This window comes from Geoanaerobacter pelophilus (assembly GCF_018476885.1).
GTDB lineage: Bacteria > Desulfobacterota > Desulfuromonadia > Geobacterales > DSM-12255 > Geoanaerobacter > Geoanaerobacter pelophilus.
Window position 1 is genome coordinate 1039737 of sequence record NZ_JAHCVJ010000001.1, and the last position, 26176, is coordinate 1065912.

The 26176-nt window shown below is 57.0% G+C and carries 21 protein-coding genes; 18 read left to right on the top strand and 3 right to left on the bottom strand.

Annotation, left to right across the window (positions count from 1 at the left end; all coding sequences use genetic code 11):
- The first annotated feature begins 136 nt into the window (after positions 1-136).
- The 17 genes from KI809_RS04820 to KI809_RS04900 all read left to right on the top strand — a co-directional run bounded on the left by KI809_RS04820 (position 137) and on the right by KI809_RS04900 (position 22295).
- A complete protein-coding gene (locus KI809_RS04820) occupies positions 137-457 on the top strand; it encodes a hypothetical protein (RefSeq protein WP_214170346.1) in 321 nt (106 codons plus the stop codon).
- A gap of 156 nt (positions 458-613) precedes the next feature.
- On the top strand, positions 614-937 hold the full coding sequence (locus tag KI809_RS04825; protein WP_214170347.1) for a hypothetical protein: 324 nt from the start codon (positions 614-616) through the stop codon (positions 935-937).
- Positions 938-981: 44 nt separating this feature from the next.
- Positions 982-3459, top strand: a complete 2478-nt coding sequence (locus KI809_RS04830) for a CxxxxCH/CxxCH domain c-type cytochrome (protein WP_214170348.1) — start codon at positions 982-984, stop codon at positions 3457-3459.
- Between the two features lie 121 nt (positions 3460-3580).
- A complete protein-coding gene (locus KI809_RS04835; RefSeq protein ID WP_214170349.1) occupies positions 3581-5128 on the top strand; it encodes a tetratricopeptide repeat protein in 1548 nt (515 codons plus the stop codon).
- 53 nt (positions 5129-5181) lie between these two features.
- On the top strand, positions 5182-6687 hold the full coding sequence (locus tag KI809_RS04840) for a B12-binding domain-containing radical SAM protein (protein ID WP_214170350.1): 1506 nt from the start codon (positions 5182-5184) through the stop codon (positions 6685-6687).
- A 306-nt stretch (positions 6688-6993) separates the two neighbouring features.
- Entirely contained in the window at positions 6994-8154 is a 1161-nt protein-coding gene (locus tag KI809_RS04845) for an ABC transporter permease (RefSeq protein ID WP_214170351.1), read from the top strand.
- A 197-nt stretch (positions 8155-8351) separates the two neighbouring features.
- Entirely contained in the window at positions 8352-9017 is a 666-nt protein-coding gene (locus KI809_RS04850; RefSeq protein WP_214170352.1) for an ABC transporter ATP-binding protein, read from the top strand.
- Positions 9018-9170: 153 nt separating this feature from the next.
- Positions 9171-11711: a response regulator gene (locus KI809_RS04855; RefSeq protein ID WP_214170353.1), complete on the top strand. Its 2541-nt coding sequence runs from the start codon at positions 9171-9173 to the stop codon at positions 11709-11711.
- A 72-nt stretch (positions 11712-11783) separates the two neighbouring features.
- The gene (locus KI809_RS04860) at positions 11784-12878 is read left to right on the top strand and encodes a two-component system sensor histidine kinase NtrB (RefSeq protein ID WP_214170354.1); all 1095 of its coding nucleotides are present in this window, start codon (positions 11784-11786) and stop codon (positions 12876-12878) included.
- 351 nt (positions 12879-13229) lie between these two features.
- Positions 13230-13643 (top strand): hypothetical protein, encoded by a 414-nt coding sequence (locus KI809_RS04865; protein ID WP_214170355.1) that lies wholly within the window; start codon positions 13230-13232, stop codon positions 13641-13643.
- A gap of 136 nt (positions 13644-13779) precedes the next feature.
- Entirely contained in the window at positions 13780-14022 is a 243-nt protein-coding gene (locus KI809_RS04870; RefSeq protein WP_214170356.1) for a type II toxin-antitoxin system Phd/YefM family antitoxin, read from the top strand.
- Positions 14016-14282, top strand: a complete 267-nt coding sequence (locus tag KI809_RS04875) for a Txe/YoeB family addiction module toxin (protein WP_214170357.1) — start codon at positions 14016-14018, stop codon at positions 14280-14282. Before KI809_RS04870 ends, KI809_RS04875 begins: the two co-directional genes overlap by 7 nt.
- Before the next feature lie 81 nt (positions 14283-14363).
- Complete coding sequence (locus KI809_RS04880; RefSeq protein ID WP_214170358.1) at positions 14364-15734, top strand: sigma-54-dependent transcriptional regulator; 1371 nt, start codon at positions 14364-14366, stop codon at positions 15732-15734.
- A gap of 151 nt (positions 15735-15885) precedes the next feature.
- Entirely contained in the window at positions 15886-17220 is a 1335-nt protein-coding gene (locus KI809_RS04885; RefSeq protein ID WP_214170359.1) for a TolC family protein, read from the top strand.
- A 22-nt stretch (positions 17221-17242) separates the two neighbouring features.
- Positions 17243-18628: an efflux RND transporter periplasmic adaptor subunit gene (locus tag KI809_RS04890; protein ID WP_214170360.1), complete on the top strand. Its 1386-nt coding sequence runs from the start codon at positions 17243-17245 to the stop codon at positions 18626-18628.
- A gap of 49 nt (positions 18629-18677) precedes the next feature.
- Positions 18678-21815, top strand: coding sequence for an efflux RND transporter permease subunit (locus tag KI809_RS04895; protein WP_214170361.1), 3138 nt, complete (start codon positions 18678-18680; stop codon positions 21813-21815).
- Between the two features lie 27 nt (positions 21816-21842).
- Positions 21843-22295 (top strand): hypothetical protein, encoded by a 453-nt coding sequence (locus KI809_RS04900; protein ID WP_214170362.1) that lies wholly within the window; start codon positions 21843-21845, stop codon positions 22293-22295.
- A gap of 75 nt (positions 22296-22370) precedes the next feature.
- Here the strand turns inward: KI809_RS04900 and KI809_RS04905 are convergent, their stop codons facing one another.
- The 3 genes from KI809_RS04905 to selA form a co-directional block, all read right to left on the bottom strand.
- On the bottom strand, positions 22371-22970 hold the full coding sequence (locus tag KI809_RS04905; RefSeq protein WP_214170363.1) for a YceI family protein: 600 nt from the start codon (positions 22968-22970) through the stop codon (positions 22371-22373).
- A gap of 35 nt (positions 22971-23005) precedes the next feature.
- Positions 23006-23944 carry a YeiH family protein gene (locus tag KI809_RS04910; protein WP_337833275.1) on the bottom strand — a complete coding sequence of 313 codons (939 nt, stop codon included), beginning with the start codon at positions 23942-23944 and terminating at the stop codon, positions 23006-23008.
- An 86-nt stretch (positions 23945-24030) separates the two neighbouring features.
- Positions 24031-25437, bottom strand: a complete 1407-nt coding sequence (gene selA, locus KI809_RS04915; RefSeq protein ID WP_214170364.1) for an L-seryl-tRNA(Sec) selenium transferase — start codon at positions 25435-25437, stop codon at positions 24031-24033.
- 150 nt (positions 25438-25587) lie between these two features.
- Between selA and yedF the strand changes: the two genes are divergently transcribed.
- A complete protein-coding gene (gene yedF, locus KI809_RS04920) occupies positions 25588-26172 on the top strand; it encodes a sulfurtransferase-like selenium metabolism protein YedF (RefSeq protein ID WP_214170365.1) in 585 nt (194 codons plus the stop codon).
- Positions 26173-26176: the final 4 nt, after the last annotated feature.

Consider the following 26176-nt stretch of genomic DNA (forward strand, 5'->3'; position numbering starts at 1 on the left):
AATATTACCATCAGATAAAGAGTTGCATGACGGCACACTTCATGCTTTAATGAGAACCGTAAACGACCAAATTACAGACAGATAAGAAACAGTTGACAGTTTATCAGCAAAAGGGCACTACCCTTGAACAGGCATCATGACAGTTAAACAGTTCCGGACATTTTTTCTCCCGCTGCTGCTGATTCTTGCTATCAGCGGCGCCCGAATTGCCAATTACTGGGACAGTTCGGATGTTCACAGTGCCCAGACGCTCCATATCGAGCAAGCTGACTCCTATGCCACTGATCTGGACGATCCCAAGAAAAAGCAGATTCTCCTACCCTTTCTCGCGTCGTTCCCCAATTTATTACCTCTGTTTAAATCCGCAAACGGCATTCTCACCCCTGTAATCATTTTCATCATCACCCCGCTGGCATTCATTGCGCTGGCTCTCCCTTCCCGCGCATCACCAGTCTAGCCTACTTTTCCATACCGCTTAACCCCTGACAATCAAGCAGTAACAATATTCGTGTATCCGCACATCCAAGGCACAGCTCCATCTGTCGAGCAGCCCGGCATGCGGGTCCTTTACAGCATAACCTGTTTATATAACAGGAGAAAAGGTGGCGTCATCATGGGAACTATTGAACCCGTTGAGAAGCATGCTCAAAGCAAAAGATTTACCGCAATAACGATCAAAGACCAGGAAACATCAATTATCGAGGACACCTACCTGCTTGCAGCACTGGTGACCTTCGATCCTACCATCAAATACTCTCCTCTCCAGGATCCGTCAGGCAAGGTTTCCTTTGAGGTTCACGGCAAGATAGCTGACAAAATGGGTCAACTCTACGCAGGAGATTCGGCGTCGCTCAAGACCTACATCAGCAACCTGAAGAGTCTGCGATCGGCCATCTTTGCCCTTCGCAGCACCTATCAGCGCAGGAACAATTTCTAAACTTATCACTCTTCAATTTCTATATTGGTAAAGGAGTTTGCACCATGGGGAAAATCATAAGCGGAAAGATCGGAGGGGGAAACAACCGGGCCAAGCTGCGCCGGGTAACGATCTTCGCCCTGCTGATCAGCGTCTTTATCCACCAGGGCTGGTATACACCCGATCAGAGCCTTGCAGGGCCGCTGCTACACAACAGCACCAACCTCGGCACCAAGTACGGCACCTGGGGAACAACGTTCGACTGCTCAACCTGTCATGCCCGCGGCAGTTCAAATGTGAAGAGGGTCGCTCAAACAGTCACGACCCCAACCGGGCCGAGAAACGTGGTATTCCTTCGGATGACCGCCTCGTCTGCCACTATCCAGGGGGTATTCGGCGATGACCAGCGCTCCTATGCCCAGAACGCCTCGACCAATATCTGTGAAGTCTGCCATCACAACACTGGCTACCACCAGTACAGTTCTACCAAAATCGCGGTACAGAGCAATACCCACGGGAACCGCCGTGACTGCGTCAGCTGCCATGACCATAGCGTCGGCTTCAAGGCCAGTTGCGACAGTTGTCACGGCACCGCCACCAGCAATACCCTCTCCGGCAAGCACAGTAGCCACCTGAATCCGGCTGTCAACAGCACTCTCGGCCTCGGCAACGGCTTCGGTTGCGCCGATTGTCACGCCAAGACAGTGAGCAGTAATAGCGTCATCAGCAACTGGGCGAACCATGCCAACTCATTCATCGACTACTCGGGCGTGAGAGCTGGGGGCAGTGCCCGCTACAGCACGACGACCAAATCGTGCACCAACATCTACTGTCATAGTAACGGCAACCCAAATGCCATTGTCTTCGTCAGCATGACCGGCAGCAAAGCCTGGACCGGCGCCGCCAATATGGGCTGCAATGGGTGCCACGGCCGCAGTTCCGCCCTGGGTGCTCCTGATTACGCCAATGGCGGTGCAGTGCCTGCCACCACGGCCAACAGCCATGCCAAGCACGTGGCAGGAGCCGCCAGTACGACTATCTGCAGCGACTGCCACCAGAAGACCGCCAGCATGACTACGGCCAGCCGGTTCAAAGACTATACCGCCGTTAACTACCATCTGAACGGCACGCCCAACGTCTACTTCAACAGCGCCAATGCCGGGGCAACAGCTACCTGGAACCAGGGGAGCGGCATCTGCAACAATGTCACCTGCCACGGTGGAGCCGGCAGCAGCGCCACCTGGGGCGCCACGCTTAACTGCCAGGACTGCCACGGCAACGGCGCATCTGCTTCGCTGGCCGATTTGGGCGCAACCTTCTGGAGCAACGGCTCAGTCTCCAAATTCCAGATGACCGGTTACGGTTCCTGGGCCTCTAAGGGGCATGGCCGAGCTCTGGGCAACTACTCCGGCTCTGCCAATCCGGCAGCCAACTTCATCGCCCAAGCCAAACAGTGCGAGTATTGTCACGATGCGACCGTCGGCCACAAGCTGGCGTCCAATCCGTTCCGGCTGTTGAGCTATTCGACCGCCAGCTATGGCCGCAATGCACCCTGCCTCGTCTGCCACTCGGCCAGCGGCGCCGGTGTAACCGTTAACGGCACCCTCAAAAAACGCACCACCTCCAAGGCGATCGAGGCCGATCATTACGGCACCAAGCACACCTCGGCCCTGAACGGCGGCCAGTTCTGCTGGGACTGCCATGACCCGCACGGCACCAGCAACAGCAACCACTACATGGTCCGCTCGAACCTGGCCCAGGTCTCCAACCTAGCCACCAGCGCCCCGACAACCCTGACCTCAACTGCCACCGTTTTCCGGCTCTCGGCAACACCGACCGGTACTGACTACGCCAAGAGCGCCGCACCGTTCACCGGCGTCTGCAACGTCTGTCACACCACCACCAGCCACTATACCCAGACAGCAGGTGACAGCCACAACTCAACGACCCGCTGCACCAGCTGCCACAGCCACGTGGGAAGCAGCCACGGCAGCGATGCCTTCAAACCGACCGGCGGTCACACCGTTCCTTATTACGGCTCGACCCACAACAGTGCTGCCGGGGCAAGCCCCTTCTCTTCCTGCACCGGCTGTCACACCAACACCAAGAACGCCTCATATCCTTACCCGCAGGCCGTGGGCGTGGCTCCAGACTGCCAGAACTGCCACACCAAGGCTGCACCGGTGGGTAACACAACCTCCGGCTGCTATTCCTGCCATGGTGCCTCTGGAGCAACTGGCACCAACATCGGCCGACCAGCAACGGCCAATACCACGTCGTTCCCTGATCGCCGTGGCCAGCATGCCAGAAGTGAGCATAATGTCGCCTGTACCACCTGCCATGCCTGGGGTACTGGCAGTATCAAGCACGGCTGGTCGAACCGAAAGAAGAGCTTCAGCGCCTACAGTGCCGTGAAGCAGAAGGTTACTGTCTGGAGTGTACCAACCCCCGGTTCCGGGACCCGGACCACTAGTACCGGTACATGCAGCGGCACGCCGGCAAGCGGCTGCAGCAGTCATGGAAGCAGTTGTTACTGGTACTGATGCACCTTTCAAGAGGACGTTACGGGCAGAAGGGTCGGAAAACTCCGGTCCTTCTGCCTGGAACAATGGATAAAAAGAATTACTCCGGGATTACGAGCAGTAACGGTCTGGGGCCTGCACCATGAAGAACCATGTTAGACACGCAGCACTGCTGGCAGCAGTCATTGCCTGCATTGTCTGTCTGCCCGCTCTAAATAATCAGTTTGTTGACTGGGACGACGCCCAGCAGATTTACCAGAACAGCCATCTGACAGCAATTAATGCAGAGTTTTTCAAATGGGCGTTTCTAGAGCAATACTGGCTGCTCTGGATGCCGCTCACCTGGTTTTCCTTTGCCATAGATTATCAACTGTGGGGGATGAACCCTTTTGGTTTCCATCTGACCAGCCTGTTGCTGCATGGTCTCAACACCTTTTGCGTTGCCCTGCTCACCGTGCAGGTGATCAAGATTTCATTCCGCAGAAAAGATATTCCACTGTCGCATAAGAGTCTTGTTTTCTGTGCCCTGGTCGGCGGCTTGCTGTTCGCCCTCCATCCGCTGAAAGCGGAACCGGTGGCCTGGGCAACCGACCGCAAAGGGCTGCTTAATGCCGCCTTTGCCATACCGAGCCTGATAGCCTATCTCCGCTTTGCTGGTCGTCAGGCAGAACACCCCACATCTTTGACTGAACGCCTGGCCGACCGCTCCTATCTGGCGGCGCTGCTACTGTTCCTGTTGTCGCTGCTGTGCAAGCCGATGTCTGTTACCTTGCCGGTGGTTATGATTCTCCTCGACCGGTTTCCGCTGAAGAGATTCACCCAGCAAAAGAGCCGCCAAGGGCTGTTCCTGGAAAAAATCCCGTTTTTTGTCGCTTCCGGCATCGTGTCCTTGATAACCATTTACCTGAAGCCGATCAGCGATATCTCGTTCAGCGAGATCACCTTCTGGTCACGGCTGTATGTGGCCTGTCGCTCACTGATCGAATACCTGCGGCTAATGGTTTTACCAAATGACCTGATGGCACTCTACGACCATCCCGGCAACAGCGTAGCGCTCTTCTCCTGGCAATATATCTGGCCGATCCTGCTGGTCGTGTTGATTACAGCTGGCTGCATCTACCGGGCACGCGCCGATAAATCCTGGCTCACGATCTGGCTCTGTTATGTAACGCTGCTGCTGCCAGTGCTCGGTTTTTCTCAGAATGGTGGCCAGGCCATGGCCGACCGCTTCATGTACCTTCCCGGAATTGGGCTGTCCATCCTTATTGCTGCCGGCTGCACCCGCCTGTACCAGCGCCAGAAAGCTTTTGGGCCAGGAAGAGCGGCTCTCGTTGTCAGCATCATAGCGGTGTTGGTCGCTTATGCCGTGGTTACTCAAGGACTCATCAAGAGCTGGCATGATACCGACTCCCTCTGGACACACGCAATCACTGTCCGCCCTCATCAGGCAGGCCGGGCCTATTATCAGCGGGGACTGTACCGGCTTGTGCAGGGAGATTACTCGCAGGCAGCAGCAGACGCCTCAAGGTCGCTGGAGATCCTTTCCGGAATTGGCTACACCAGGATTGCCAAGGTCTATAGCCTCAGGGCCGAAGCCTACGAAAAGATGGGAATGCTTGATGAAGCTGCCAGTGACATGGCAAAGGTCAACTCTCTCCCATCGCCATGGAAAGCGCAAAGATGGCAGTAACTGCGCTTCCAAGTAGTCGGGCAGCACGAGCAGCCCAAAACAAGGAGCAGGTCATGAAAATCAAACGTGTCGCCCTTATCACCCCGCCGTACCACTCCGGTGTTGTTGAATCCGCCGGCACCTGGCTTAACGTCGGGTTTGTCTATATTGCCGGAGCGCTTCGGGCCGCAGGTTTTGAAGTCGATTATTACGATGCCATGTCGCTCTGGCATAAATGGCCGGATATTCAGAAGCGGATCGAGGCCTTTCGACCCGATGTCGTTGCCACCACCTCCTTCACCGCGTCGATAGTGCATGCCATCAAACTCTGCGGCCTGGTCAAAGAGATTGATCCCCGCATTGTAACGGTCATCGGCAATGTCCATGCCACCTTCAGCTATGACGAGATGCTCACCCACGATCACGACAAGATCGATTTCGTGGTCAGGGGCGAAGGTGAAGTAACGCTCCCCGAGCTTCTGACCTGCCTCAATAGCAGCGATGATCCGGCCAAGGTCCCCGGACTGGCCTTCTGGCAGGATGGCGGGGTGCAGGTTACGGCCAAGCGCCCCTATATCCAGAACCTCGATGCTCTGCCGACCGCCTGGGACCTGGTGGAGTGGCCGATTTACAGCTATCGGGCCAAGAACAACGCCCGGCTGGCCATTGTCTCCTCATCCCGTGGCTGTCAGCAGAAGTGCTCGTTCTGCTCTCAGCAGCTGTTCTGGGCCCAGACCTGGCGCGCCCGCAGCCCGGAGAACGTAGTGGCCGAGCTGGAGCTGCTCAGCCAGCGCCATGGCGTGGAAGTGGCCATGCTGGCCGACGAGATCCCGACCTTTGACCGGGAACGCTGGGTCAGGATCCTCGACCTGATGATCGAACGCCAGGTGCCGGTGAAGCTGTTGATGGAAACCAGGGTGGACGACATCCTGCGTGATGCCGATATCATGGACAAATACCGGCTTGCCGGGGTCGAACATATCTATGTCGGGGTCGAGGCGGGCAAACAGGCGACCCTCGATCTTTTCAAGAAAGAGACCAAGGTCGAGCAGTCCAAGCAGGCGATCGATCTGATCAACGATGCCGATATTGTTTCCGAGACCTCCTTTGTGCTCGGAATGCCGGACGACACCCCTGAGTCCATTGCCGAAACCGTGGAACTGGCCAAGCACTACAACCCGGACATGGGCTTTTTCCTGGCCATTGCGCCCTGGCCCTATTCAGATTTTTACCCTGAACTGGAGCCATATGTGGCGACTAAGGATTACCGGAAATACAACCTGGTGGAGCCGGTGGTAAAACCGAAAAATATGACCCTGGCCGAACTGGAACAGGAACTGGGCAAGGCGTCGCAGAAATTTTTCATGCACAAGTTCCAGAACCTCCACAAACTCTCTCAGTGGAAGCAAGAATTCATGCTGTCGGTATTGGATCTGCTGATCAACCATTCCTATCTGGCCGGTCAGATGAAAGAAGCGATGAAGGGCGGCAAAGAGATGCCGGAAGAGGTAAAGCAGTTGATGCGTACCGTTAAGGGACATAGCCACGGCATGCCACATGCGGTGGCACCGATCCCTTAAAACAAACGGTTCCGGTTATGCACCACGATGAAACAGGCTGGTTGCCTCCCACCCCGGCACCCAGCCTGCAATTGGGCTGCTCATCGTGTCAGGCCCCTCCTGACAGTTAAGGCGTTACAGAATATTCTACTCTGCTGTGGAATATTCCTCATGAAAGCTAGCCGCACGGTCTATCCCCCCCCACAAAACAATGTGCCATATCAGCTAGTTAAGAGCACATTCCTCATTGGCGCGCCTTTTGTATTCTTCATTCCCGGGCAGCAGCAAGGCGTAGAATTGAACCATTGAGACAAGGAGCTTAGCTTCATGCAACTGCATACCATTGCCATTAACAACCTCAAGCGGCGTAAGGCCAAGATGGCCTTTCTCACTATTGGCCTGACCGTGGGCATCGCCACCATCGTTACCCTGGTGACCCTCACCCGCTCCATGTCCAGCGACATCGAGCACAAGATGGACGAGTTCGGCGCCAACATCCTGATCACCCCGCAGAGCAACGGCCTGGCCATGAATTACGGCGGCATCAGCCTGGGGGGGGTAACCTTCGACCAACGAGAGATCCGGGAAAGCGATCTGGCCAAGATCAAAACCATTGCCAATCACAAGAACATTTCGGCGGTCAGCCCCAAGGTGCTAGGTGGAGTCAAGGTTGCCGGCCATGATGTGCTGCTAGTCGGGGTCAATTTTGCCAGCGAGCTGAAGATGAAACAGTGGTGGAAGATCTTCGGCGACGCCCCTGAGCGCGATGGCGACCTGCTGCTGGGGAGCGATGCCGCCAAGATTCTCAATGTCAGCACTAACGACAGCATCCAGATCAACGGCGAGAGCCTCAGGGTAGCGGGGATTCTCGACCAGACCGGCTCCCAGGACGACTCGCTGGTGTTTGCCTCATTGCCGAAGGCCCAGAAACTGCTCGGCAAAGAGGGGAAGATCACCCTGGCCGAGGTGGCGGCGCTCTGTTCAGGCTGCCCCATCGGCGACATGGTGACCCAGATCGCCGAGCAGTTGCCTGACGCCAAGGTTACCGCCATCCAGCAGGTGGTCGAAGGACGGCTGAAGGCGCTGGACCAGTTCAAGCGATTCTCCTATGCCATGGCGGCAGTGGTTGTTTTCATCGGCTCGCTGATCGTTTTCGTCACCATGATGGGAAGCGTCAACGAACGGACCACCGAGATCGGTGTCTTCCGGGCCATCGGTTTCAGAAAGTCCCATATCATGCGGATCATCCTGTTCGAGACCGCCTTGGTCAGCCTGCTGGCCGGTTTTCTCGGCTATGCCGTCGGCATGGGTGGCGCGAAACTGGCTCTGCCGTTCATGGCCGAAAGCAAGAATGCCCTTCTCGCCTGGGACGCGACCATTGCCGCAGGCTCGATTACCCTGGCCGTGGTGCTGGGACTCGTGGCCAGTCTCTATCCGGCACTGCATGCGAGCAAGATGGACCCGACCGAAGCATTACGGGCTCTATGAGGCGGCCACTTTTCCGCAATATCTGCGTAAGTCTTCGGGATTCCTTGTGACTCTCCCTTACGGTCGACCCCTGACGGGGCGCCTAAGCGGTCCAATTTCGCAAGGAAAATTGTGCGGCGTAGCGCTGCTAAGCCTCCGCGCAATCCCTCGACAGCCTTGATCTTGCGAAAAATTGACCGCCTTAGAAAGGGATAGCAATGACACTCATTAAGATTAGAAACGTGACAAAGCAGTACAATGGCGGTGACGAGGTGGTCGAAGCGTTGCGCGGCGTTGACATCAGCATCGAAGCCGGTGAATTCATCACCATCATGGGGCAGTCCGGTTCCGGCAAAAGCACCCTGCTTTCGGTGCTGGGGGGCATGAACCACCCTACCTCCGGCGAGGTCGAGATGGCAGGAATCGAACTGTACAAGCTTACCGGCGAAAAACTGGCAGACTTTCGGGCAGAGAACCTCGGCTTTGTCTTTCAGTCGTTCCACCTGATCCCCTATCTGACCGCCCTCGAAAACGTCATGCTCCCTTTGGCCATTGTAAAAATGAAAGGGGCTGACAAGAGCGCGGCAGCGAAAAACGCCCTGGAACGGGTCGGCCTTGCGAAAAAGGCAGACCGACTCCCGAACCAGCTTTCCGGAGGGGAACAGGAGCGGGTCGCCATTGCCCGGGCCATAGTCAACAACCCCAAGATCCTCCTGGCTGACGAGCCGACCGGCAATCTCGACTCCAAGACCAGCGAAGAAGTGATGGCGCTTTTTCGGGAACTGAACGATGCCGGACAGACCGTGGTCATGGTGACGCACAATCCGGACAACTGCCGCTATTCCGACCGGAGCATCAACCTGAAAGACGGAAGGATTCAGTGACGCGAACCTTCTCCCCATTCTTTCAATCAAATTAACAACTTGCATTGAGATCCCATCCGTGCTACATAGGTGCGGCTTAATTAAGCCGCGATAATACCGTTAAACTTGGCACCATGCCGGCCGAAAATCTTTCTTGGCGTCTTGAGGCAGCAGATGATCTCCAGAGAAACGGGTGGCACGAACAAGCCCTCATCAATGCAGAATGCAGAGGGCGATCATGGCGAGCAACTGCAGCGCTCCCGGATGCTGAAGGTCTGGATTGCGACTGTTGCCGCGTTGCTGGCCGGAATGCTGCTGAGCGGGACTGCAGTCTGGCTGTATGAAACAAACCGGATGCAGCAGCACCGGCAGGCTGTTGCCGAGTTGACCAACCAGGTTGCCGATGACCTCCACGACAATCTCAACCGCTCTCTTTCCTCGACCTATGCCCTGGCAGCAGTCATCCGCCAGAATAACGGCAACATTGCCAATTTCCCACAACTTGCCACAGAAATGCTCACCCTATACCCCGGCATCGGCAACCTGCAGATCGCGCCCAAAGGGATAGTTAGCCAGATCGTCCCACTGGCAGGGAATGAAAAGGCCATCGGCCATAACCTGCTGGAAGACACAAAACGGAACAAGGAAGCCTTGCAGGCGGTGCAGACCCGTGCCCTCACACTGGCCGGGCCGTTCGAGCTCATCCAGGGGGGAAAGGCCACGATCGGCCGTCTGCCGATATTTCTCCACGACCGGAATGGCGCTGACTATTTCTGGGGATTCAGCATCGCCCTGATCCGCATCCAGGAGTTTCTCAAGGTCGCCAATATTCAAAGAATTGCCGACAAAGGGTGCAGCTACGAAATCTCCCGCATCCACCCGGACAGCGGCAAGAAGGACGTGTTTGCATCTTCAGGCAAGCCATTGACAGAGCCGGTCAAACGGAAGATCAAAGTCCCGAATGGCGAATGGACCCTTGCGGTGGAACCTTTGGGCGGCTGGTATTCGCTGAGCATCGTCCTGGCTGAAGCGCTCTTTATCCTGCTGTTCAGCTCCCTCACGGCACTGGCGGTCCGGTGGCTGACCCGGCAGCCGATTATCCTGCAGCAGATGGTTGATGAGAGGACCGGAGAGCTCTCTAGCACGAATGCCAAACTGCAAACGGAAATCAAGGAAAGAAAGCATGCGGAAGAGGAGTTGCTGGCATCGGAAAACAAGCTGCGCTCAATTTTCGCATCTTTGACTGACGTTATTATCATTCTGGACGAAAACGGCAGATACATCGAAATCGCCCCCACCAGCACTGACCAGCTCTATCGCCCTACCGAGGAACTGTTAGGGAAAGGCGTGACAGAGGTGTTCCCGCCTGAGCAGGCGGAATTTTTCATCGCAACCATCCGCAGGACTCTTGTTTCCGGACAGATGACTTCCGTTGATTATCAACTCACCATAGGGGACGAACCATGCTGGTTTACCGGGAATGTCTCCCGCCTGACCGCCACTACGGTTGTCTGGTCGGCGCGGAACATTACCCAGCGCAAGAAGTCGGAAGAAGAACGCCTGCAGCTGGAGAAGCAGCTTCTTCACACCCAGAAACTGGAAAGCCTGGGAGTCCTGGCCGGTGGCATTGCCCACGACTTCAATAACATCCTGACCGCCATCATCGGCAATGCCGATCTGGCGCTGGCACGCCTCACCCCGGAATCCCCGGTTATCGAGCATCTGCAACGCATTGAAAAAGCTGCAACCAGGGCATCGGATCTTGCCCGGCAGATGCTCGCCTATTCAGGCAAGGGAAGATTCGTCATTGAAGAGCTTGACCTGAACCGGCTGCTGGAAGAGATGGGGCACATGCTTGAGGTCTCAATCTCGAAAAAGGCGGTCTTGCGCTATAACCTGCAGCGCCCTCTTCCGGCGATCACCGCCGATGCCACCCAGATCCGCCAGATAATCATGAACCTGGTCATCAATGCCTCCGAGGCAATCGGCGATAAAAGTGGTATTATTGCCATCACCACCGGTTGCCTGGAACTGACCGAAAACTACCGGAAACACCTTTTTCACGATGAGCAGATGCCTGATGGGGTGTATGTTTTTGCCGAGATTGCCGACACCGGCTGCGGCATGAACAAAGAGACCCTGGCCAAGGTCTTTGACCCGTTCTTCACCACCAAGTTTACCGGGCGCGGCCTGGGGATGGCGGCAGTGCTCGGTATTGTCCGTGGCCACAAAGGGGCCATCAAGGTGTACAGCGAAGAGGGAAAGGGAACCACCTTCAAGGTCCTGTTCCCGGCCGGGGCACAGCCGTTTGCGCCCTGCACCCGCAGCGAAGACCTGAGTAAAGAATGGCGGGGCAGCGGCACGGTCCTGCTGGTCGATGATGAAGCAACCATCCTGGAGCTTGGCAGCGAAATGCTGCGGGAACTGGGGTATGAGGTCATTACCGCCAGAGACGGTCGAGAGGGGCTGCATGAATTCACCTCTCGCGACAACATCGGCATTGTCATCCTCGATTTGACCATGCCGCACATGGATGGCGAGCAGTGCTTCAGGGAGTTGCGGCAGATCAATCCGGAAGTACGGGTGATCATGTCCAGTGGGTTCAACGAGCAGGAAGTAACGCAGAAATTCGTTGGTAAAGGTCTGGCCGGGTTTATCCAGAAACCGTACAAGCTGTCCGAGTTGCGTAAGGTATTGATGAATCTGTCCAGGTGAACCAAAGGGACAACCCGGGAAAAGCGCATGCCCCGGCATGCGTTGCCGTAAGCAAGGAACCGAGAACCTTTCATGGAAAAATCTTCTTTGATCCGCCCGGTTATTTTAGGGGCCTGCATTATTGCCATCAGCCTGCTCCACTATTTCACCCCGCTCCACCTCCACTACCTGCATGACATCTTCCAGCGCTTCTACTATCTCCCCATCATCCTGGCAGCGCTCTGGTTCGGCTTTCGCGGCGGGCTGCTCTGCTCGATCATTGTCAGCATTGCCTATGCCCCGCACATCCTGTTTCAATGGGGCGGTCACCTTACTGTTGAAATGGAAAAATACCTGGAGATCGTGCTCTACAACGTTGTCGGCGCCCTGACCGGCCTGCTGTCCCAACGGGAGCGAGAGCGCACCGTCGAACTGCAGAAGACCGCCCGCGGCCTGGAAGAGTCTTACCAGCAGCTGCAGCAGCAGTCGGAACGGATCATTGCCATCGAAGAGCAGCTGCGCCGGGCCGAAAAGCTCTCTACCCTGGGGGAGATGGCAGCAGTGCTGGCCCACGAGATCAGGAATCCCTTAGGCTCGATCCGCGGTACGGCCGAGATCCTCAAGGACGATTACAAGCCGGGCGACCCCAAGCACGAATTCATCGAGATCCAGATCAAGGAGACCGAGCGGTTGAACCGGGTGGTAGAGGATTTCCTGCGGATGGCGCGGCCGCAGCCGGCGGAGATGAGCCGCTGCTCCCTGGTCGAAGAGCTGGAGACCGTGGTCACCCTGGTTGCCCGCGATGCCCACGACCGCGGCGTTACCCTGCGTCTGGCGCCGTTCAGCGGCACGGCGATGGTCACAGCCAACGGCGAGAAGCTGCGCCAGGCATTCCTCAACATCGTCATCAATGCCCTCCAGGCCACCCCTTCCAACGGCAGGGTGGAGATAGCGCTCCACAAGGTCGAATCAGGCTATGAAATCAAAGTCAGCGACACCGGCACCGGCATCGATGCCGACTCCCTGACCAAGATCTTCGAGCCGTTCTTCACCACCAAACCGGACGGCACCGGCCTGGGGCTGGCCATCACCAGGAAGATCATCGAGGGGCATGGCGGCACGCTGACAGTAGAGAGCGAGGTCGGCAAAGGGACGACGGTAGAGGTGCGGTTGCCGGCGTCTCACTAGACCGGCTCAACCGGGCTTCCTCCTTCCCCCTTTACCCTGCCGTCGGTGGATGTCACCATTACGGCAATTGCCATCCAGAATGACATGCAACTGTTTACCCGTGACACCCATTTCGAGGCGGTAGTTCAGCACTCGACACTGAGGCTTTATCAGTAAAGAAGCAAAGGACGTGAGAAGGCAGAAGCGGGATATCTGATTTCCAAGAAGCATTATGCACAGCATATTTTTTTGGACTGTTCTGAAGCAATAATGAGCACAGCCTAAATATTCCATTTTGGAAGATCGCCGGTTCACGCGCGCACGCGCGTGAACCGGTCAATACGTAGTTAGCCAGAAAAACGGAGAAATAATATGAAGAGCTGTAACTTAGCAATTTTGCTAGCTGCTTTGACACTACTGATGGCGTTTCCTATCGTTTCTTTCGCAGTAACAGATGAAGAGATAATAGAAAGTGTAAAAAATGATCCTAAGGTGAGGCAAAGGGTGCTTGAGGTTACCTTGCCTGCCGAGCGAAGAGAAAGGCTGGATGATCCACAAAAAACCATTGATGAGGACATCTACAAAAAGTCGGAATTCTTCGTAGTCCCATTAAATAGCCAATGTGGCGTAGCAGGATGTGGCGGAAACAAACTAGTCGTCATTAGATATGAAAGGCATGTAACAAATGCGTATTCGCGATATATTGCTGCGTTGGTGCGAATCAAGAATATGAAAATAAAGGAAATATCTCTGGCCACAATATCCCCTGAAGATAAGCAACCATGAAGCGGTGGCTAACCTGGGGCGGCACACGGTCTTCGCTGCGCTCCGCCGGTGCGCCTTCAGACGTTAGAAGAAAAATGATTTGACTTGGAGTAATCATCAGCGTACGATTTAACGTACGGAATGGAGGTGATTTAAAATGACAACGCTATCAGCAACAGAAGCACGAAAATCCCTATATAACCTTGTCGATGATGTCGCTATATCTCATGACCCGATCCAGATTGTTGGCAAACGGCATTCAGCGGTTCTCATCTCGGAAGACGATTGGCGTGCTATTCAGGAAACATTGTATCTTGTCTCAATTCCTGGAATGCGAGAATCCATCAGGAAAGGTCTCAAAACCCCAGTATCCGAGTGCAGTGAGGAACTTGCATGGTAAATTGGCAACTTGTTTTTATCAAGCAGGCGCAAAAAGATGCAAAAAAAATCGCGCACTCCGTGTTAAAGCCGCAAGCCGAACGACTACTTGAAATTATCAAAGAAGATCCCTTCAAAAATCCCCCACCATACGAAAAGCTTGTTGGCGATCTGTCATGTGCATATTCCCGTAGAATCAATATTCAGCATCGACTCGTTTATGAGGTGCTAGAAGATATCAAAACAATAAAAGTTATTCGGATGTGGACGCATTACGAATAACGATCATCCAACCACTCGGCGGCAGCAGGTCTCCGCTAACGCTTCGCCGCTGCGCCTCATCCCCGTTATGTAAGGACCACCATGAAACAGAAAATCCTCATCATCGATGACGACCCGTCCTTGCGGCGGGTGCTGGAATACAACCTCCAGGAGGAGGGATACCAGGTCTTTGCCGCGGAATCGGGCGAGGACGGGCTGCGGCTGTTCAGCGACGAGCGGCCGTCGCTGGTGATTACCGACATGAAGATGTCGGGCATGGACGGGATGCAGGTACTGAAGGCGGTCAAGGAGCAGTCGCCCGAGACCCTGGTCATGATCATCACTGCCTTCGGCGCCGTGGATATGGCGGTGGAGGCGATGAAGTTCGGGGCCTACGACTACATCACCAAGCCGTTCAACCGCGACGCACTAAAGCTGACTGTGGCCAAGGCGCTGCAGTTCACCGGCATCTCGGAGGAGAACCGACGGCTGAAGGCCGAACTGACAGACAAAAGCGACTTCCGCGCCATTATCGGCAGCTCACCGCAGATGGAAAAGGTGTTCGCCGTGGTGCGCAAGGTGGCCGACACCGAGGCGTCGGTGCTGATCACCGGCGAATCCGGCACCGGCAAGGAGCTGATCGCCCGGTCGATCCATGCCAACAGCTCCCGCCATAACGCCCCGTTTATCGCCATCAACTGCGCTGCCATCCCCCGCGACCTGCTGGAAAGCGAGCTGTTCGGCCATGTCAAAGGGGCGTTCACCGGCGCCATCCGGGACAAAACCGGCAAGTTCCAGCTGGCCGAAGGCGGCACCCTGTTTCTCGACGAAGTGGGGGAACTGCCGGTGGAACTGCAGCCGAAACTGCTCCGGGCGCTGCAGGAAAAGGAGATCGAGCCGGTCGGCGGCACCAGGACGCTGAAGCTGGATGTCCGGGTGGTGGCAGCCACCAATCTCGATATCGAGCGGGCCATCGAAGAGGGGGCATTCCGCGAGGACCTGTATTATCGGCTGTCGGTCATCCCGATTCTTTTGCCGCCGCTCCGGGAGCGGCGCCAGGATATCCCACTGCTGATCAGGCATTTCTGCGCCAAACACAACAGCAGCCAGGTAGTGTTCGACAAGGAGGCGCTGGCTGCAATGACCGCCTATGCCTGGCCCGGCAACGTGCGGGAGCTGGAAAACAGCGTAGAGCGGCTGCTGATAATGCGCAGCGGTGAGACAATCACCGCTGGCGAACTGCCGGACAAGATCCTTAACACCCAAAGGGAACAAACGCAGGGATCAGCCGTTTTCAGGCTCCCGGACGAAGGGTATTCGCTGGAGCAGCTGGAAAAGGAGATCGTCCTCGATGCCCTGGAGCGCAACCACTGGAACCAGGCAGCTGCGGCCCGATTCCTGAAAATTCCCCGCCATACCCTGATCTACCGGCTGGAAAAATTCGGCATCACCCTCCCCGAACGCAAAAGTTGATGCAGAATATGCTCCGCAAAGTGGAGAATATTCTGCATTCATCCCACTTCCCATTTATAGTCCCACATTAAGAGCGGCGCGATTTCAGTATGATACAATGATGGCATGACCTATGAAATATCATGGTCAACTCAGCTACACAGAGGCCATCATGAATTCACGCATCGTGCTGCTCGCCATAGCGCTTGTTATCACCGTAACACCTGGGCTCTCCCATGCCGCTGAGCCCGTCGCTCAAGAAACCCTCCTCACCCTCGTCGCTACTGCCCTGGCCAACAGCCCGGAACTCAAGTCGTCCCAGGCCAAGTGGCGAATGTTCATTGCCAAGGCCCGACAAGCCGGATCTCTGGACGACCCGATGTTTATGTTCAAGCTGCAGAACCTGGTGGCCAGGGAGCCATTCTCCTTCGGCGGCAGCGATCCCCAGACCGCCAAGGTGATCGGCATCTCCCAGCAGCTCCCCTTCTGGGGAAAGCGGGCCATCAGGGAGGAAATTGCCCAGTACGAAGCGGAATCGTACCGCTGGTCGCTGGAAGAACGTAAGCTGGAACTGGTCCGGATGGTCAAGGAGACCTGGTACCAGATCTATGCCGTGGATCGATCAATAGCGCTGGCTGACAAAAATCTCCAGATTCTTACCGATTTCATGGCCATTGCCGAGTCGAAATACTCGGTCGGTCAGGGGGCACAGCAGGACATCTACAAGGCCGGGCTGGAAAAGTCCAAGATGCTCGACATGCAGATCACCCTCAGGCAGCAGCGCCGGAGTCTGGAGGCCAACCTCAACTACCTCCTTGCCCGGCCCGATACGACGCCGGTGGCCAAAATCCCGGATTTCGGCCTCCCCAGGTTTGCCATGACGGCCCAGCAGCTCAATGACCTCGCCTTTGCCCAGCGCCCCCGGGTGAAAGAGCTGTCCAGCCTGGCCAACAAAGGGTCTGCAGCGCACCGGCTGGCGCAGAAAGAGCAGTGGCCGGACTTCAACCTCTCCTTTGAATACATGTTCCGGGAAGCGGTCAACAATGAGATGACCAAAGATCCGGGATACAACATGTTTACCGTCGGTGTGACCTTCAACCTGCCGGTGCAGAGAGAACGGCGCCAGGCAATGGCGGCCGAGGCCTCGTCCGAGAAGAACATGGCGCAGGAGGAGCTGAACGGCCTGAGAAACAGCATCGGTTACGCGATCAGCGATACCCTGGCGCAGATGGAGCGGCTGCAGAAGCTGGCGGAACTGTACCAAACCGGCACCATCCCCCAGGCCGAGCAATCACTGGAATCGGCAGTGATCAGTTACAAGGTGAACAAGGTCGATTTCCTGACCCTGCTCGACAGCCGGATTAGTCTTTACAACTACGAGCTCGGTTATTGCCACGCCCTGGCCGAGTACATGATGAAGCTGGCGCAGCTCGAAGCAGTAATCGGCGTCGATCCGGCCGAGCAACAGCCACTGCCCACGCCGGCAAGCGATAAGCCACACCATTGAACAGGAATCGAAGAGGCCGAATATGAACCTGAAGAAAAAGATCGTCATCCCCCTGCTGCTGGTAGCCCTGGCGGCTGTTGCCGCCGGTGGCTGGCTGTACAAGACCGGTGGGTTCAATAAGGACAAAGACGGCCACAGCAAGCTGGAGCACGCTGCCAAGCAGCTCTACACCTGCTCCATGCACCCGTTCATCGTCAAGGACAAACCGGGCACCTGCCCGATCTGCGGCATGGAGCTGATCAAAAAGGTGGATGATACTGCCGCCAGCGGCAACCAGACCCCGGAACAGAAGCAGCAGGCCGAGATGCTCGGCCATGTCTCGGTGTCGCCCACCCAGCGGGTCATGGCCAATGTGGCTACCATCGCGGCGAAACAGACCACATTGAACAAGGAGATCAATGCCGTCGGCATTGTCCAGTACGACCAGTCGCGCCAGGGAAAGGTTACCGCCTGGATCGCCGGCCGGATCGACAAGCTCCATGTCAACACCGTCGGAGCCTTTGTTTCCAAAGATAAGCCGGTGGCCGAGGTCTATTCGCCCGACCTGCTGGCGACCCAGCAGGAGTACCTCCTGGCGATCAGGAGCCGCGACCAGCTGAAGAACTCACCGGTGGCTGCCATCGCCCAGAACGGCGACGGCCTGGTGGCATCGGCCAAACAGCGGCTGATGCTGTTCGGGGTCAAAGAGAGTCAGATCCTTGAGCTGGAAAAAGCGGGCAAGCCGAACATCCGGCTGCCGATCTACACCCCGCTCTCCGGCATCGTCATCGAAAAGATGGTGCAGCAGGGGCAGTACGTCAATACCGGCGACCCGCTGTTCAGCATCGCCGACCTGTCAACGGTCTGGGTGGAGGTGGAGGTCTACGAGAACGAATTCCCCAACATCCATATCGGCCAGCAGGTCGAGATCCGTTCCCAGTCGTTCCCGGGTCGGCCATTCACCGGTCGCATCGCCTTCATCTACCCGTTCCTCGACCCCAAGACCAGGACCGTGAAGGCCAGGGTCGAGATGGCCAACCCCGGCCAGAAGCTGAAGCCGGACATGTTCGTCAATGCCATCATAAAAGTGCCGCTCGGCTCGACCATTGTACTGCCGGTCACTGCGGTCATGGATACCGGCAAGCGCAAGGTGGTCTGGATCGAGACCTCCCCCGGCATGTTTGAGCCGCGTGACGTCCAGACCGGCCAGCAGACCGACGACAAGGTCCAGGTCCTCTCCGGGATCAAGCCTGGCGACAAGGTGGCGGTCTCCGGCGGCTACCTGATCGACTCCGAAGCGCAGCTGAAAGGTGGCAGCGGCCACGAAAACATGCCCGGCATGAAGATGGATGAGCCGAAAGGGACCAAGCAACCAACAGCACCGGCCCCGGCGAAGAAATCGCTGAACATGGATGACATGAAGATGTGACAGGGACGCGGCTTTTCCGCAATCTCTGCGTCCCAAGAAAAGGTCTCACATGATCGAAAAAATCATCGAATATAGCGCCCGCAACCGGGTCATCGTGCTGCTGCTCTTCGGGCTGATCATCGCCTGGGGGGGCTGGTCGGTCTATAAGACCCCGGTGGACGCCATTCCGGACCTCTCCGACAACCAGGTGATCGTCTTTACCGATTATCCGGGCCGCTCGCCGCAGGTGGTGGAGGACCAGGTCACCTATCCGCTAGCGGTCAATCTGCAGGGGTTGCCGCAGGTCCGCGCCGTGCGCGCCTCTTCGGCCTTCGGCTTTTCCATGATCTACGTGATCTTCGAGGACAAGGCCGACATCTACTGGGCCAGGACCCGCGTGCTGGAACGGCTCAACTATGCCGCGTCGCTGCTGCCGCCGGGGGTGGTCCCGACCCTTGGGCCGGACGGCACCGGGGTCGGCCATGTCTTCTGGTACACCATCGAGGGCAAGGGATACGACCTGGAGCAACTGAGGACGCTGCAGGACTGGTTTGTCCGCTATCAGCTCAACACTGTCCAGGGGGTTGCTGAGGTTGCCTCCATCGGCGGTCTGGTGCGGGAGTACCAGATCGATCTCGACCCGGCCAAGCTGTTTGCCTACAACATCAAAGTCAACAAGATAATGGACGCGGTCAAGGTCTCCAACAAGGATGTGGGGGGCAAGCTGATCGAGCAGGCCGATGCCGAGTACCTGATCCGGGGCAGCGGCTATGTGAAATCCAAGGCCGACCTGGAGAACATCGTGGTCGGTGCCGACATGCGTGGCACCCCGATCTATCTGAAGAACCTGGGGACGGTGCAGTTGGGTGGCGCTATCCGCCGAGGACTGCTTGACATGAACGGCGCAGGTGAGGCGGTCGGCGGCATCGTGGTCATGCGCTACGGCGAAAACGCCAAGGATGTCATCGACCGGGTCAAGCTGAAGATCAAGGAGCTGGAAAAGGGTCTGCCGCCAGGGGTGAAGGTCATGGTCTCCTATGATCGCTCCGACCTGATCAGCCGGGCCATCGACACCCTGAAGAAGAACCTGCTGGAGGAATCGGTTGTTGTCTCGCTGGTGATCCTGATCTTCCTGCTCCATTTCCAGAGCGCCCTGGTGATCGTGCTGACCCTGCCGATCTCAGTGCTGATCGCCTTTATTACCATGAAGCTGATGGGGGTCACCTCCAACATCATGTCCCTCGGCGGCATCGCCATCGCCATTGGCGTACTGGTGGATGCCGGGGTCATCATGGTGGAAAACTGCTACCGCCACCTCTCCGAGATGCCACCCGAGGAGCGCGCCGGGAAAAGGCTGGAAACCGTCATTACCTCAGCCAAACAGGTCGGCCGGGCCATCTTCTTTTCACTCGCCATCATCGTACTCTCCTTTGTGCCGGTGTTCATGCTGGAAGGCCAGGAAGGGAAACTGTTCCACCCGCTGGCCTTTACCAAGACCTTCTCCATGATGGGGTCGGCCCTGATCGCCATCACCCTGGTGCCGGTGCTGATGTACTTCTTCATGCGGGGCAAGATGCCGCCGGAAAGCGCCAACCCGGTCTCCACCTTCTTTATCAGGCTCTACTCGCCTGTTATCCGCTGGGTCCTGGTCTGGAAGAAGACCACCATCGCCCTCAACATCGTGGCCCTGGCCATTGCCGTGCCGCTGTTTATGCAGCTCGGCTCCGAATTCATGCCGCCGCTGGACGAGGGGTCGCTGCTCTACATGCCGGTGACCCTCCCCAACGTCTCCATCACCGAGGCCAAGCGTCTGATCCAGGTGCAGGATAAAATAATAATGAGTGTACCTGAGGTTGAGCACGTCCTGGGCAAGGTCGGTCGGGCCGAGACCTCCACTGACCCGGCGCCGGTCTCGATGTTCGAGTCTATCATCATCCTGAAGCCGAAGGAGCAGTGGCGGCCGGGGCTCAAGAAGGCCGACATCGTGGCTGAGCTGGACTCCAAGCTGCAGCAGATCGGGGTGAGAAACGGCTGGACCCAACCGATCATCAACCGGATCAACATGCTCTCCACCGGCGTCCGGACCGACCTGGGGGTCAAGATCTTCGGCTCCGACCTGAACGTGTTGCGGGATCTGGCGATCCAGGCCGAGGCAATCCTCAAACCGATCAACGGCGCTGCCGATGTGGTGGCCGAGCGGGTCACCGGCGGCAATTACCTCGACATTGACATCGACCGCGAGGCCGCTGCCCGCTACGGGGTCAGCGTCGGCGACATTCAGGATGTCATCGAAACCGCCCTTGGCGGCGAGATGCTCTCCACCACCGTAGAGGGGCGCAACCGCTTCCCGATCCGGATCCGCTACCTGCGCGACTATCGCGACAATATCCCGGCGATCCGTCGCATCCTGGTCGCTGGCATGGACGGTGCCCAGGTGCCGCTGTCGCTGGTGACCAAGCTGAAGATCTCCACCGGCGCGCCCGAGATCAACAGCGAGGGGGGGCTCTTGCGCTCGCTGGTCTTCCTCAACGTGCGCGGCCGCGACATGGGAGGCTTCGTCACCGAGGCCAAGCAAGTGCTGGAGAAGAACCTCAAGCTGCCTCCCGGCTACTACGTGGCCTGGTCGGGCCAGTGGGAGAACCAGATCCGGGCCAAGGCCAGGTTGCAACTGCTGGTACCAGCCGGAATGATCATCATCTTCATCCTGCTCTACTTCACCTTCCACTCGGCCCTGGAGGCGAGCATGGTCATGCTCTCGGTCCCGTTCGCCCTGGTGGGCGGGGTCTACCTGGTCTCGGCGCTTGGCTACAACATGTCGGTGGCGGTCTGGGTCGGCTTCATCGCCCTCTACGGCATTGCCGTGGAGACCGGGGTGGTGATGGTCATCTACCTGCATGAGGCGCTGGACAAAAAACTTATCAATGGCCCCTGCACGGAGCAGGACATCTATGACGCCACCTTCGAGGGGGCAGTGCTCCGATTGCGGCCCAAGCTGATGACCGTGGCCGTGGCGCTGCTGGGGCTGGTGCCGATCATGTGGTCCACCGGTACCGGCGCCGACGTGATGAAACCGATCGCCGCGCCGATGATCGGCGGCATGATCTCCTCGGCAGTTCATGTGCTGATCATGACCCCAGTGATCTTTGTGTTGATGAAAAAGCGGGAGTTGAAAAAAGGTACTTTGAAATACAGCGGAATGAAGCACTAGGAAGGAACAATGAAAAGGAGACCATCAATGAAAAAACTGTCACTAGTCGTAGCAGCAACCTGTTTGGCCCTGGCCGTGCCGATGACCGTCTTTGCAGCTTCACCTCACGACATGCACGCAGAACATAGTCCGGCCCATGAAGAGGTTGTGGACGGAGTGAAAGCAACGTTCACGATCCAGACCATGGCTGACGCGATGAAGGGGATGGGGATGGAGATGCCCAAGGGGGTCAAGGAGACGCACCATATTTCCGTGTCACTCAAGGATGTAAAGAGCGGCACGCCTTTGACCGAAGGGGTGGTAAAAATAAAACTGCAGAGCCCTGACAAGAGTGACCAGACAAAGGATCTTATAGGGATGCAGGGGCATTTCGGCGCCGACTTTGTCATGTCAAAAAAAGGGAAATACGGTGTAATGTCCAGGTTTCTGCTGAAAGACGGCAAGACCCGTAGCGTCAGGTTCTGGTACCCGGTCAAGTAGCACGCACACGAAAAAAGCGGAAGGGGCCGTCTGGTCCCCTTCCGCTTGCCTTTGCCGACAATCCCGCTACCAGCCTTACTTCGGCTGCGCCTTGATCATCTCGATCTCCAGGGTGATTGCCACCTCTTCGCCAACAACCACACCGCCGGTTTCCAGCGCCTTGTTCCAGGTCAGGCCGAAATCCTTGCGGTTGATCTTGGTGCTAGCCGAGGCCCCTCTGCGAATATTGCCCCAGGGATCCTTGCTCTCTGCTGTCGGCCCCTCAACATCAAGCACCACCTGCCGGGTTATGCCGTGAATAGTCAGATCGCCGGTGACCTTGAGGTTACCCTCGCCTGCCTTGGCAACCTTTTTCGAGACAAATGTCATGGCCGGATATTTGGCGACATCAAAAAAATCAGGGCTCCGCAGATGCTCGTCACGCTTCTGGACGTTGGTGTTGATCGAGTTGGTATCGATCCGTACTGTAACTTTGGACTTGGTGATATCCTTGTCATCGATATCGACCGTGCCGGAGTGCTTTTCAAATACCCCTTTGACATTTGACACCATCAGATGTTTTACCTTAAAGCCGACATTGGAGTGTTCGGGGTCTATGTTCCAGGTCGAAGCAGAGGCGATAACCGGCAGGGCAAGGGCGATGATGGTGCTGACAACGGCAATGATGCGCTTCATAATTTTTCTCCTCTTGTAAATATGTGGTTGTCTTTTCAGGCGATCCATCCGCGGATAACGGCAAGCAGCGTCACACTGCTCACCAGCAGCCAAAGGGCACAGCCTTGCAGCAGTGGTCTTAACCCTACTTTTCTCAACACTCCGCGGCTCAAGCCGCTGCCGATCAGGAACAGAGTCACGACCAGGAGCTGGCGGGCAATCGCCGCCAGGTCTCCCCATATAGCGTTCAGCGACGGCACCAGCGAGCGGATCGTCGCAGCCACAAGAAAGCCGATGATGAACAGCGGCACAACCCCTTTCTGCGAGGTCTTTTTCATCACTGCCGCAACCATGACACAAGGGGTTATCCAGAGCGCCCTGGCCAGCTTGACCGTCGTGGCAGTTGCAAGCGCTGCCGGTCCGTAAGCGGCAGCAGCCCCGACAACGCTGCTGGTATCATGGATGGCCAGCCCTGCCCAGAGCCCAAAGGCATGCTGGCTTATTCCGAAGAAACTGCCGACCGGAGGAAAGGCGAGCAAGGCAACTGAGTTGAGCATGAAGACCGTTGCCAGGGAAACCGCGGTGTCCTCGCTCTCCGCCTTCAGAACCGGTGCCATGGCCGCTATGGCGCTGCCACCGCAGATAGCGGTGCCAAATGAGACCAGCAGCGAGGTGTTATTCCTCACTCCCAGGACCCTGCCGAGCAGCGATCCAATCAGGATGGTCAACAGGATGCCGATGATGGTATAGCCGATGGAACTCTTGCCGACCTGCCATATTTCCGGCAGGCTCAGGCCAAACCCGAGCCCTACCACCGAAATCTGCAGCAGCTTCCGGCTCCAGGCAGAGGACTCGGCCGGCCAGGGGTTGGCAAAAGCGAGGCTGAAAGCGATCCCGGCCAGCAGTGCCGCAGCAGTGCCAACCTGCGGCAAGGCACAGGCAGTTGCCAGTAGTAGGAAAGCGAGCCGCTTCATTGTTATCGGTGAAATCTGCACAGAACCGTACCCCGGATAAACGTTTCAATATTCAAATTCCTGAATACCATAGCACGATGGCCGGTCCTGTCAATCCGGTATACGGTTCACCTTTGACCGTTTGGAGGCTCGACCAGCAGCTGCAATGCCTCAATCAGGTGCGGAAAGTCTTCGTCCTGCAAGGTGCGCAGATCAAGCAGGTAGCGGTCACGGTAGATTCGCCCCAGCACCGGCACCCTCCCCTTGCGCAATGACTGATCGATCTGTTGGGCGGACAAGTGCTCAGCAGTCACTGCAATCAGCCAGGTCGGCAGGTTGAGCAGCGGCAACGCGCCGCCACCGACCTGGGAACTACCTTCGTGCAGCGAAAGCGCAACAGAGGAGGGTATCTTCCCCCGGAGCCGACGCAGCCAACTTTGGCCCCTTTTCCTGAGTTCAGCAGGTTGAGACGTCAGCATCCGCAAGGTTGGGATCTCGGCCAGCGCTTGCCGTTCATCGCGATAAAGCCTGAGCGTGGCCTCCAGCCCCGCCAGGGTGAGCTTATCGATGCGAATTGCCCGAAGCAGCGGATGACGGCGCAGTTTGTCCATAATCGGCTTCTTCCCCAGGATGATCCCTGCCTGCGGCCCGCCGAGCATCTTATCGCCGCTGCAGGTAATGATGTCGGCGCCGCTGCTCACGTAGTCGCTGATGGTGGTCTCGCCTAAAACGCCGTACGGCGCCAGGTCGAGCAGTGAGCCGCTGCCGATATCGGCCATGACCGGAATGCCGTGTCGGCGGCCGAGATCAACCAATCCGGCAACAGTGACTTCTGCGGTAAAACCGACCACCGCGAAGTTGCTGGTATGGACTTTAAGCAGCAGCGCAGTCTCGGCGGACAGTGCCGCCTGGTAATCTTTCAAATGAGTGCGATTAGTGGCGCCGACCTCGCGCAGGATGCCGCCACTCTGACGCATGACATCAGGAATCCGGAACGCCCCGCCGATCTCAACCAGTTCGCCTCTGGAGACAACGACCTCCCGTCCCGCAGCCATCCCCGAAAGAGCCAGCAGCACCGCAGCCGCGTTGTTATTGACCACGATGGCGGCCTCGGCGCCGGTCAGCTCGCACAGCAGGGACTCCACATGGCTGTAACGCTCCCCCCGCTCACCGGTCTCGATATCGATTTCAAGATTGCTGTAACGCCCGGCAACAGCGGCTATCTGCTCGCAGGCAGACCGGCTGAGCAGGGATCGTCCCAGGTTGGTGTGAATGACCACCCCGGTGCCGTTGATAACCGGCCTGAGGCTGCTTGCCGATAGCCGGCCGAGCTCCTCCTGCACCAGCGAGGCCAGCTGCTCTTCGTTGATGTTGTGAGGCAATACCCCGTTTACCGAATCCAGCCGGAGCCGATCAAGGGTTCCCCTGATTGCCTGCATCACCAGTGGTCGGGGATGGTCCACCAACAGGGAAATAATCGGCGGCCAGGTCAGCAGCTTGTCTACCTTGGGGATTCGGCTCAGCTCTTTTGCCATAATTCACTCCTGAAAAAATTGCCATTACGACCGGCCGATGTGCTAGAATACACCGCCTTCAGGCCCTGTGACCCGCACAATGCGGATCAATAATACCACAGACATCTGCCCGAGGCTCTATTCTTTCATTTATATGCCATTGGAGAACGCATGAAGACTATTGACTGCAGAAACATGGCCTGCCCGGCCCCGGTGGTGACGACCAAAAAAGCGCTTGAAGAATCGGGCGCCGAAAAGCTTGAACTGCTGGTTGACGCAGGAGCGGCACGGGAAAACGTCACCCGTTTCCTGCAAAACCGCGGTTACCAGGTTGCCGAAACCGAGCTGGAGCAGGGCTTCGCTCTCAGGATCGACACGACTGCTGCGGCCCCCCCCAGGACCCAAGCGGCACACAAAAGCGGGGAGACTGTCATCCTCCTGACATCCGACAGATTGGGGGACGGACCGGAAGAACTCGGTAAACTGCTGATGAAAAACTTCGTCATCACCCTGCTGGAACTCCCTGATCTCCCGTCACGGATGATCTTTCTCAACACTGCCGTCCACCTCACCACCGAAGGGTCGGAAGTGGTCGAACCCCTGCAGAAACTGGCCAACATGGGAGTAGAGGTCCTTTCCTGCGGCCTCTGCCTTGACTTTTTCCACAAAAAAGAGAAACTCAAAGTTGGAAGTGTCACAAACATGTACAACAGCGCTGAAGCCCTAATGGCTGCCGGTTCTGTGATCAAGCTGTAATCCT

What these genes read in the sequence shown, in the direction of transcription:
- KI809_RS04820 (WP_214170346.1), top strand. Translation starts at nt 137, where the DNA reads ATGACAGTTAAACAGTTCCGGACATTTTTTCTCCCGCTGCTGCTGATT.
- KI809_RS04825 (WP_214170347.1), top strand. Translation starts at nt 614, where the DNA reads ATGGGAACTATTGAACCCGTTGAGAAGCATGCTCAAAGCAAAAGATTT.
- KI809_RS04830 (WP_214170348.1), top strand. Translation starts at nt 982, where the DNA reads ATGGGGAAAATCATAAGCGGAAAGATCGGAGGGGGAAACAACCGGGCC.
- KI809_RS04835 (WP_214170349.1), top strand. Translation starts at nt 3,581, where the DNA reads ATGAAGAACCATGTTAGACACGCAGCACTGCTGGCAGCAGTCATTGCC.
- KI809_RS04840 (WP_214170350.1), top strand. Translation starts at nt 5,182, where the DNA reads ATGAAAATCAAACGTGTCGCCCTTATCACCCCGCCGTACCACTCCGGT.
- KI809_RS04845 (WP_214170351.1), top strand. Translation starts at nt 6,994, where the DNA reads ATGCAACTGCATACCATTGCCATTAACAACCTCAAGCGGCGTAAGGCC.
- KI809_RS04850 (WP_214170352.1), top strand. Translation starts at nt 8,352, where the DNA reads ATGACACTCATTAAGATTAGAAACGTGACAAAGCAGTACAATGGCGGT.
- KI809_RS04855 (WP_214170353.1), top strand. Translation starts at nt 9,171, where the DNA reads ATGATCTCCAGAGAAACGGGTGGCACGAACAAGCCCTCATCAATGCAG.
- KI809_RS04860 (WP_214170354.1), top strand. Translation starts at nt 11,784, where the DNA reads ATGGAAAAATCTTCTTTGATCCGCCCGGTTATTTTAGGGGCCTGCATT.
- KI809_RS04865 (WP_214170355.1), top strand. Translation starts at nt 13,230, where the DNA reads ATGAAGAGCTGTAACTTAGCAATTTTGCTAGCTGCTTTGACACTACTG.
- KI809_RS04870 (WP_214170356.1), top strand. Translation starts at nt 13,780, where the DNA reads ATGACAACGCTATCAGCAACAGAAGCACGAAAATCCCTATATAACCTT.
- KI809_RS04875 (WP_214170357.1), top strand. Translation starts at nt 14,016, where the DNA reads ATGGTAAATTGGCAACTTGTTTTTATCAAGCAGGCGCAAAAAGATGCA.
- KI809_RS04880 (WP_214170358.1), top strand. Translation starts at nt 14,364, where the DNA reads ATGAAACAGAAAATCCTCATCATCGATGACGACCCGTCCTTGCGGCGG.
- KI809_RS04885 (WP_214170359.1), top strand. Translation starts at nt 15,886, where the DNA reads ATGAATTCACGCATCGTGCTGCTCGCCATAGCGCTTGTTATCACCGTA.
- KI809_RS04890 (WP_214170360.1), top strand. Translation starts at nt 17,243, where the DNA reads ATGAACCTGAAGAAAAAGATCGTCATCCCCCTGCTGCTGGTAGCCCTG.
- KI809_RS04895 (WP_214170361.1), top strand. Translation starts at nt 18,678, where the DNA reads ATGATCGAAAAAATCATCGAATATAGCGCCCGCAACCGGGTCATCGTG.
- KI809_RS04900 (WP_214170362.1), top strand. Translation starts at nt 21,843, where the DNA reads ATGAAAAAACTGTCACTAGTCGTAGCAGCAACCTGTTTGGCCCTGGCC.
- KI809_RS04905 (WP_214170363.1), bottom strand. Translation starts at nt 22,970, where the DNA reads ATGAAGCGCATCATTGCCGTTGTCAGCACCATCATCGCCCTTGCCCTG.
- selA (WP_214170364.1), bottom strand. Translation starts at nt 25,437, where the DNA reads ATGGCAAAAGAGCTGAGCCGAATCCCCAAGGTAGACAAGCTGCTGACC.
- yedF (WP_214170365.1), top strand. Translation starts at nt 25,588, where the DNA reads ATGAAGACTATTGACTGCAGAAACATGGCCTGCCCGGCCCCGGTGGTG.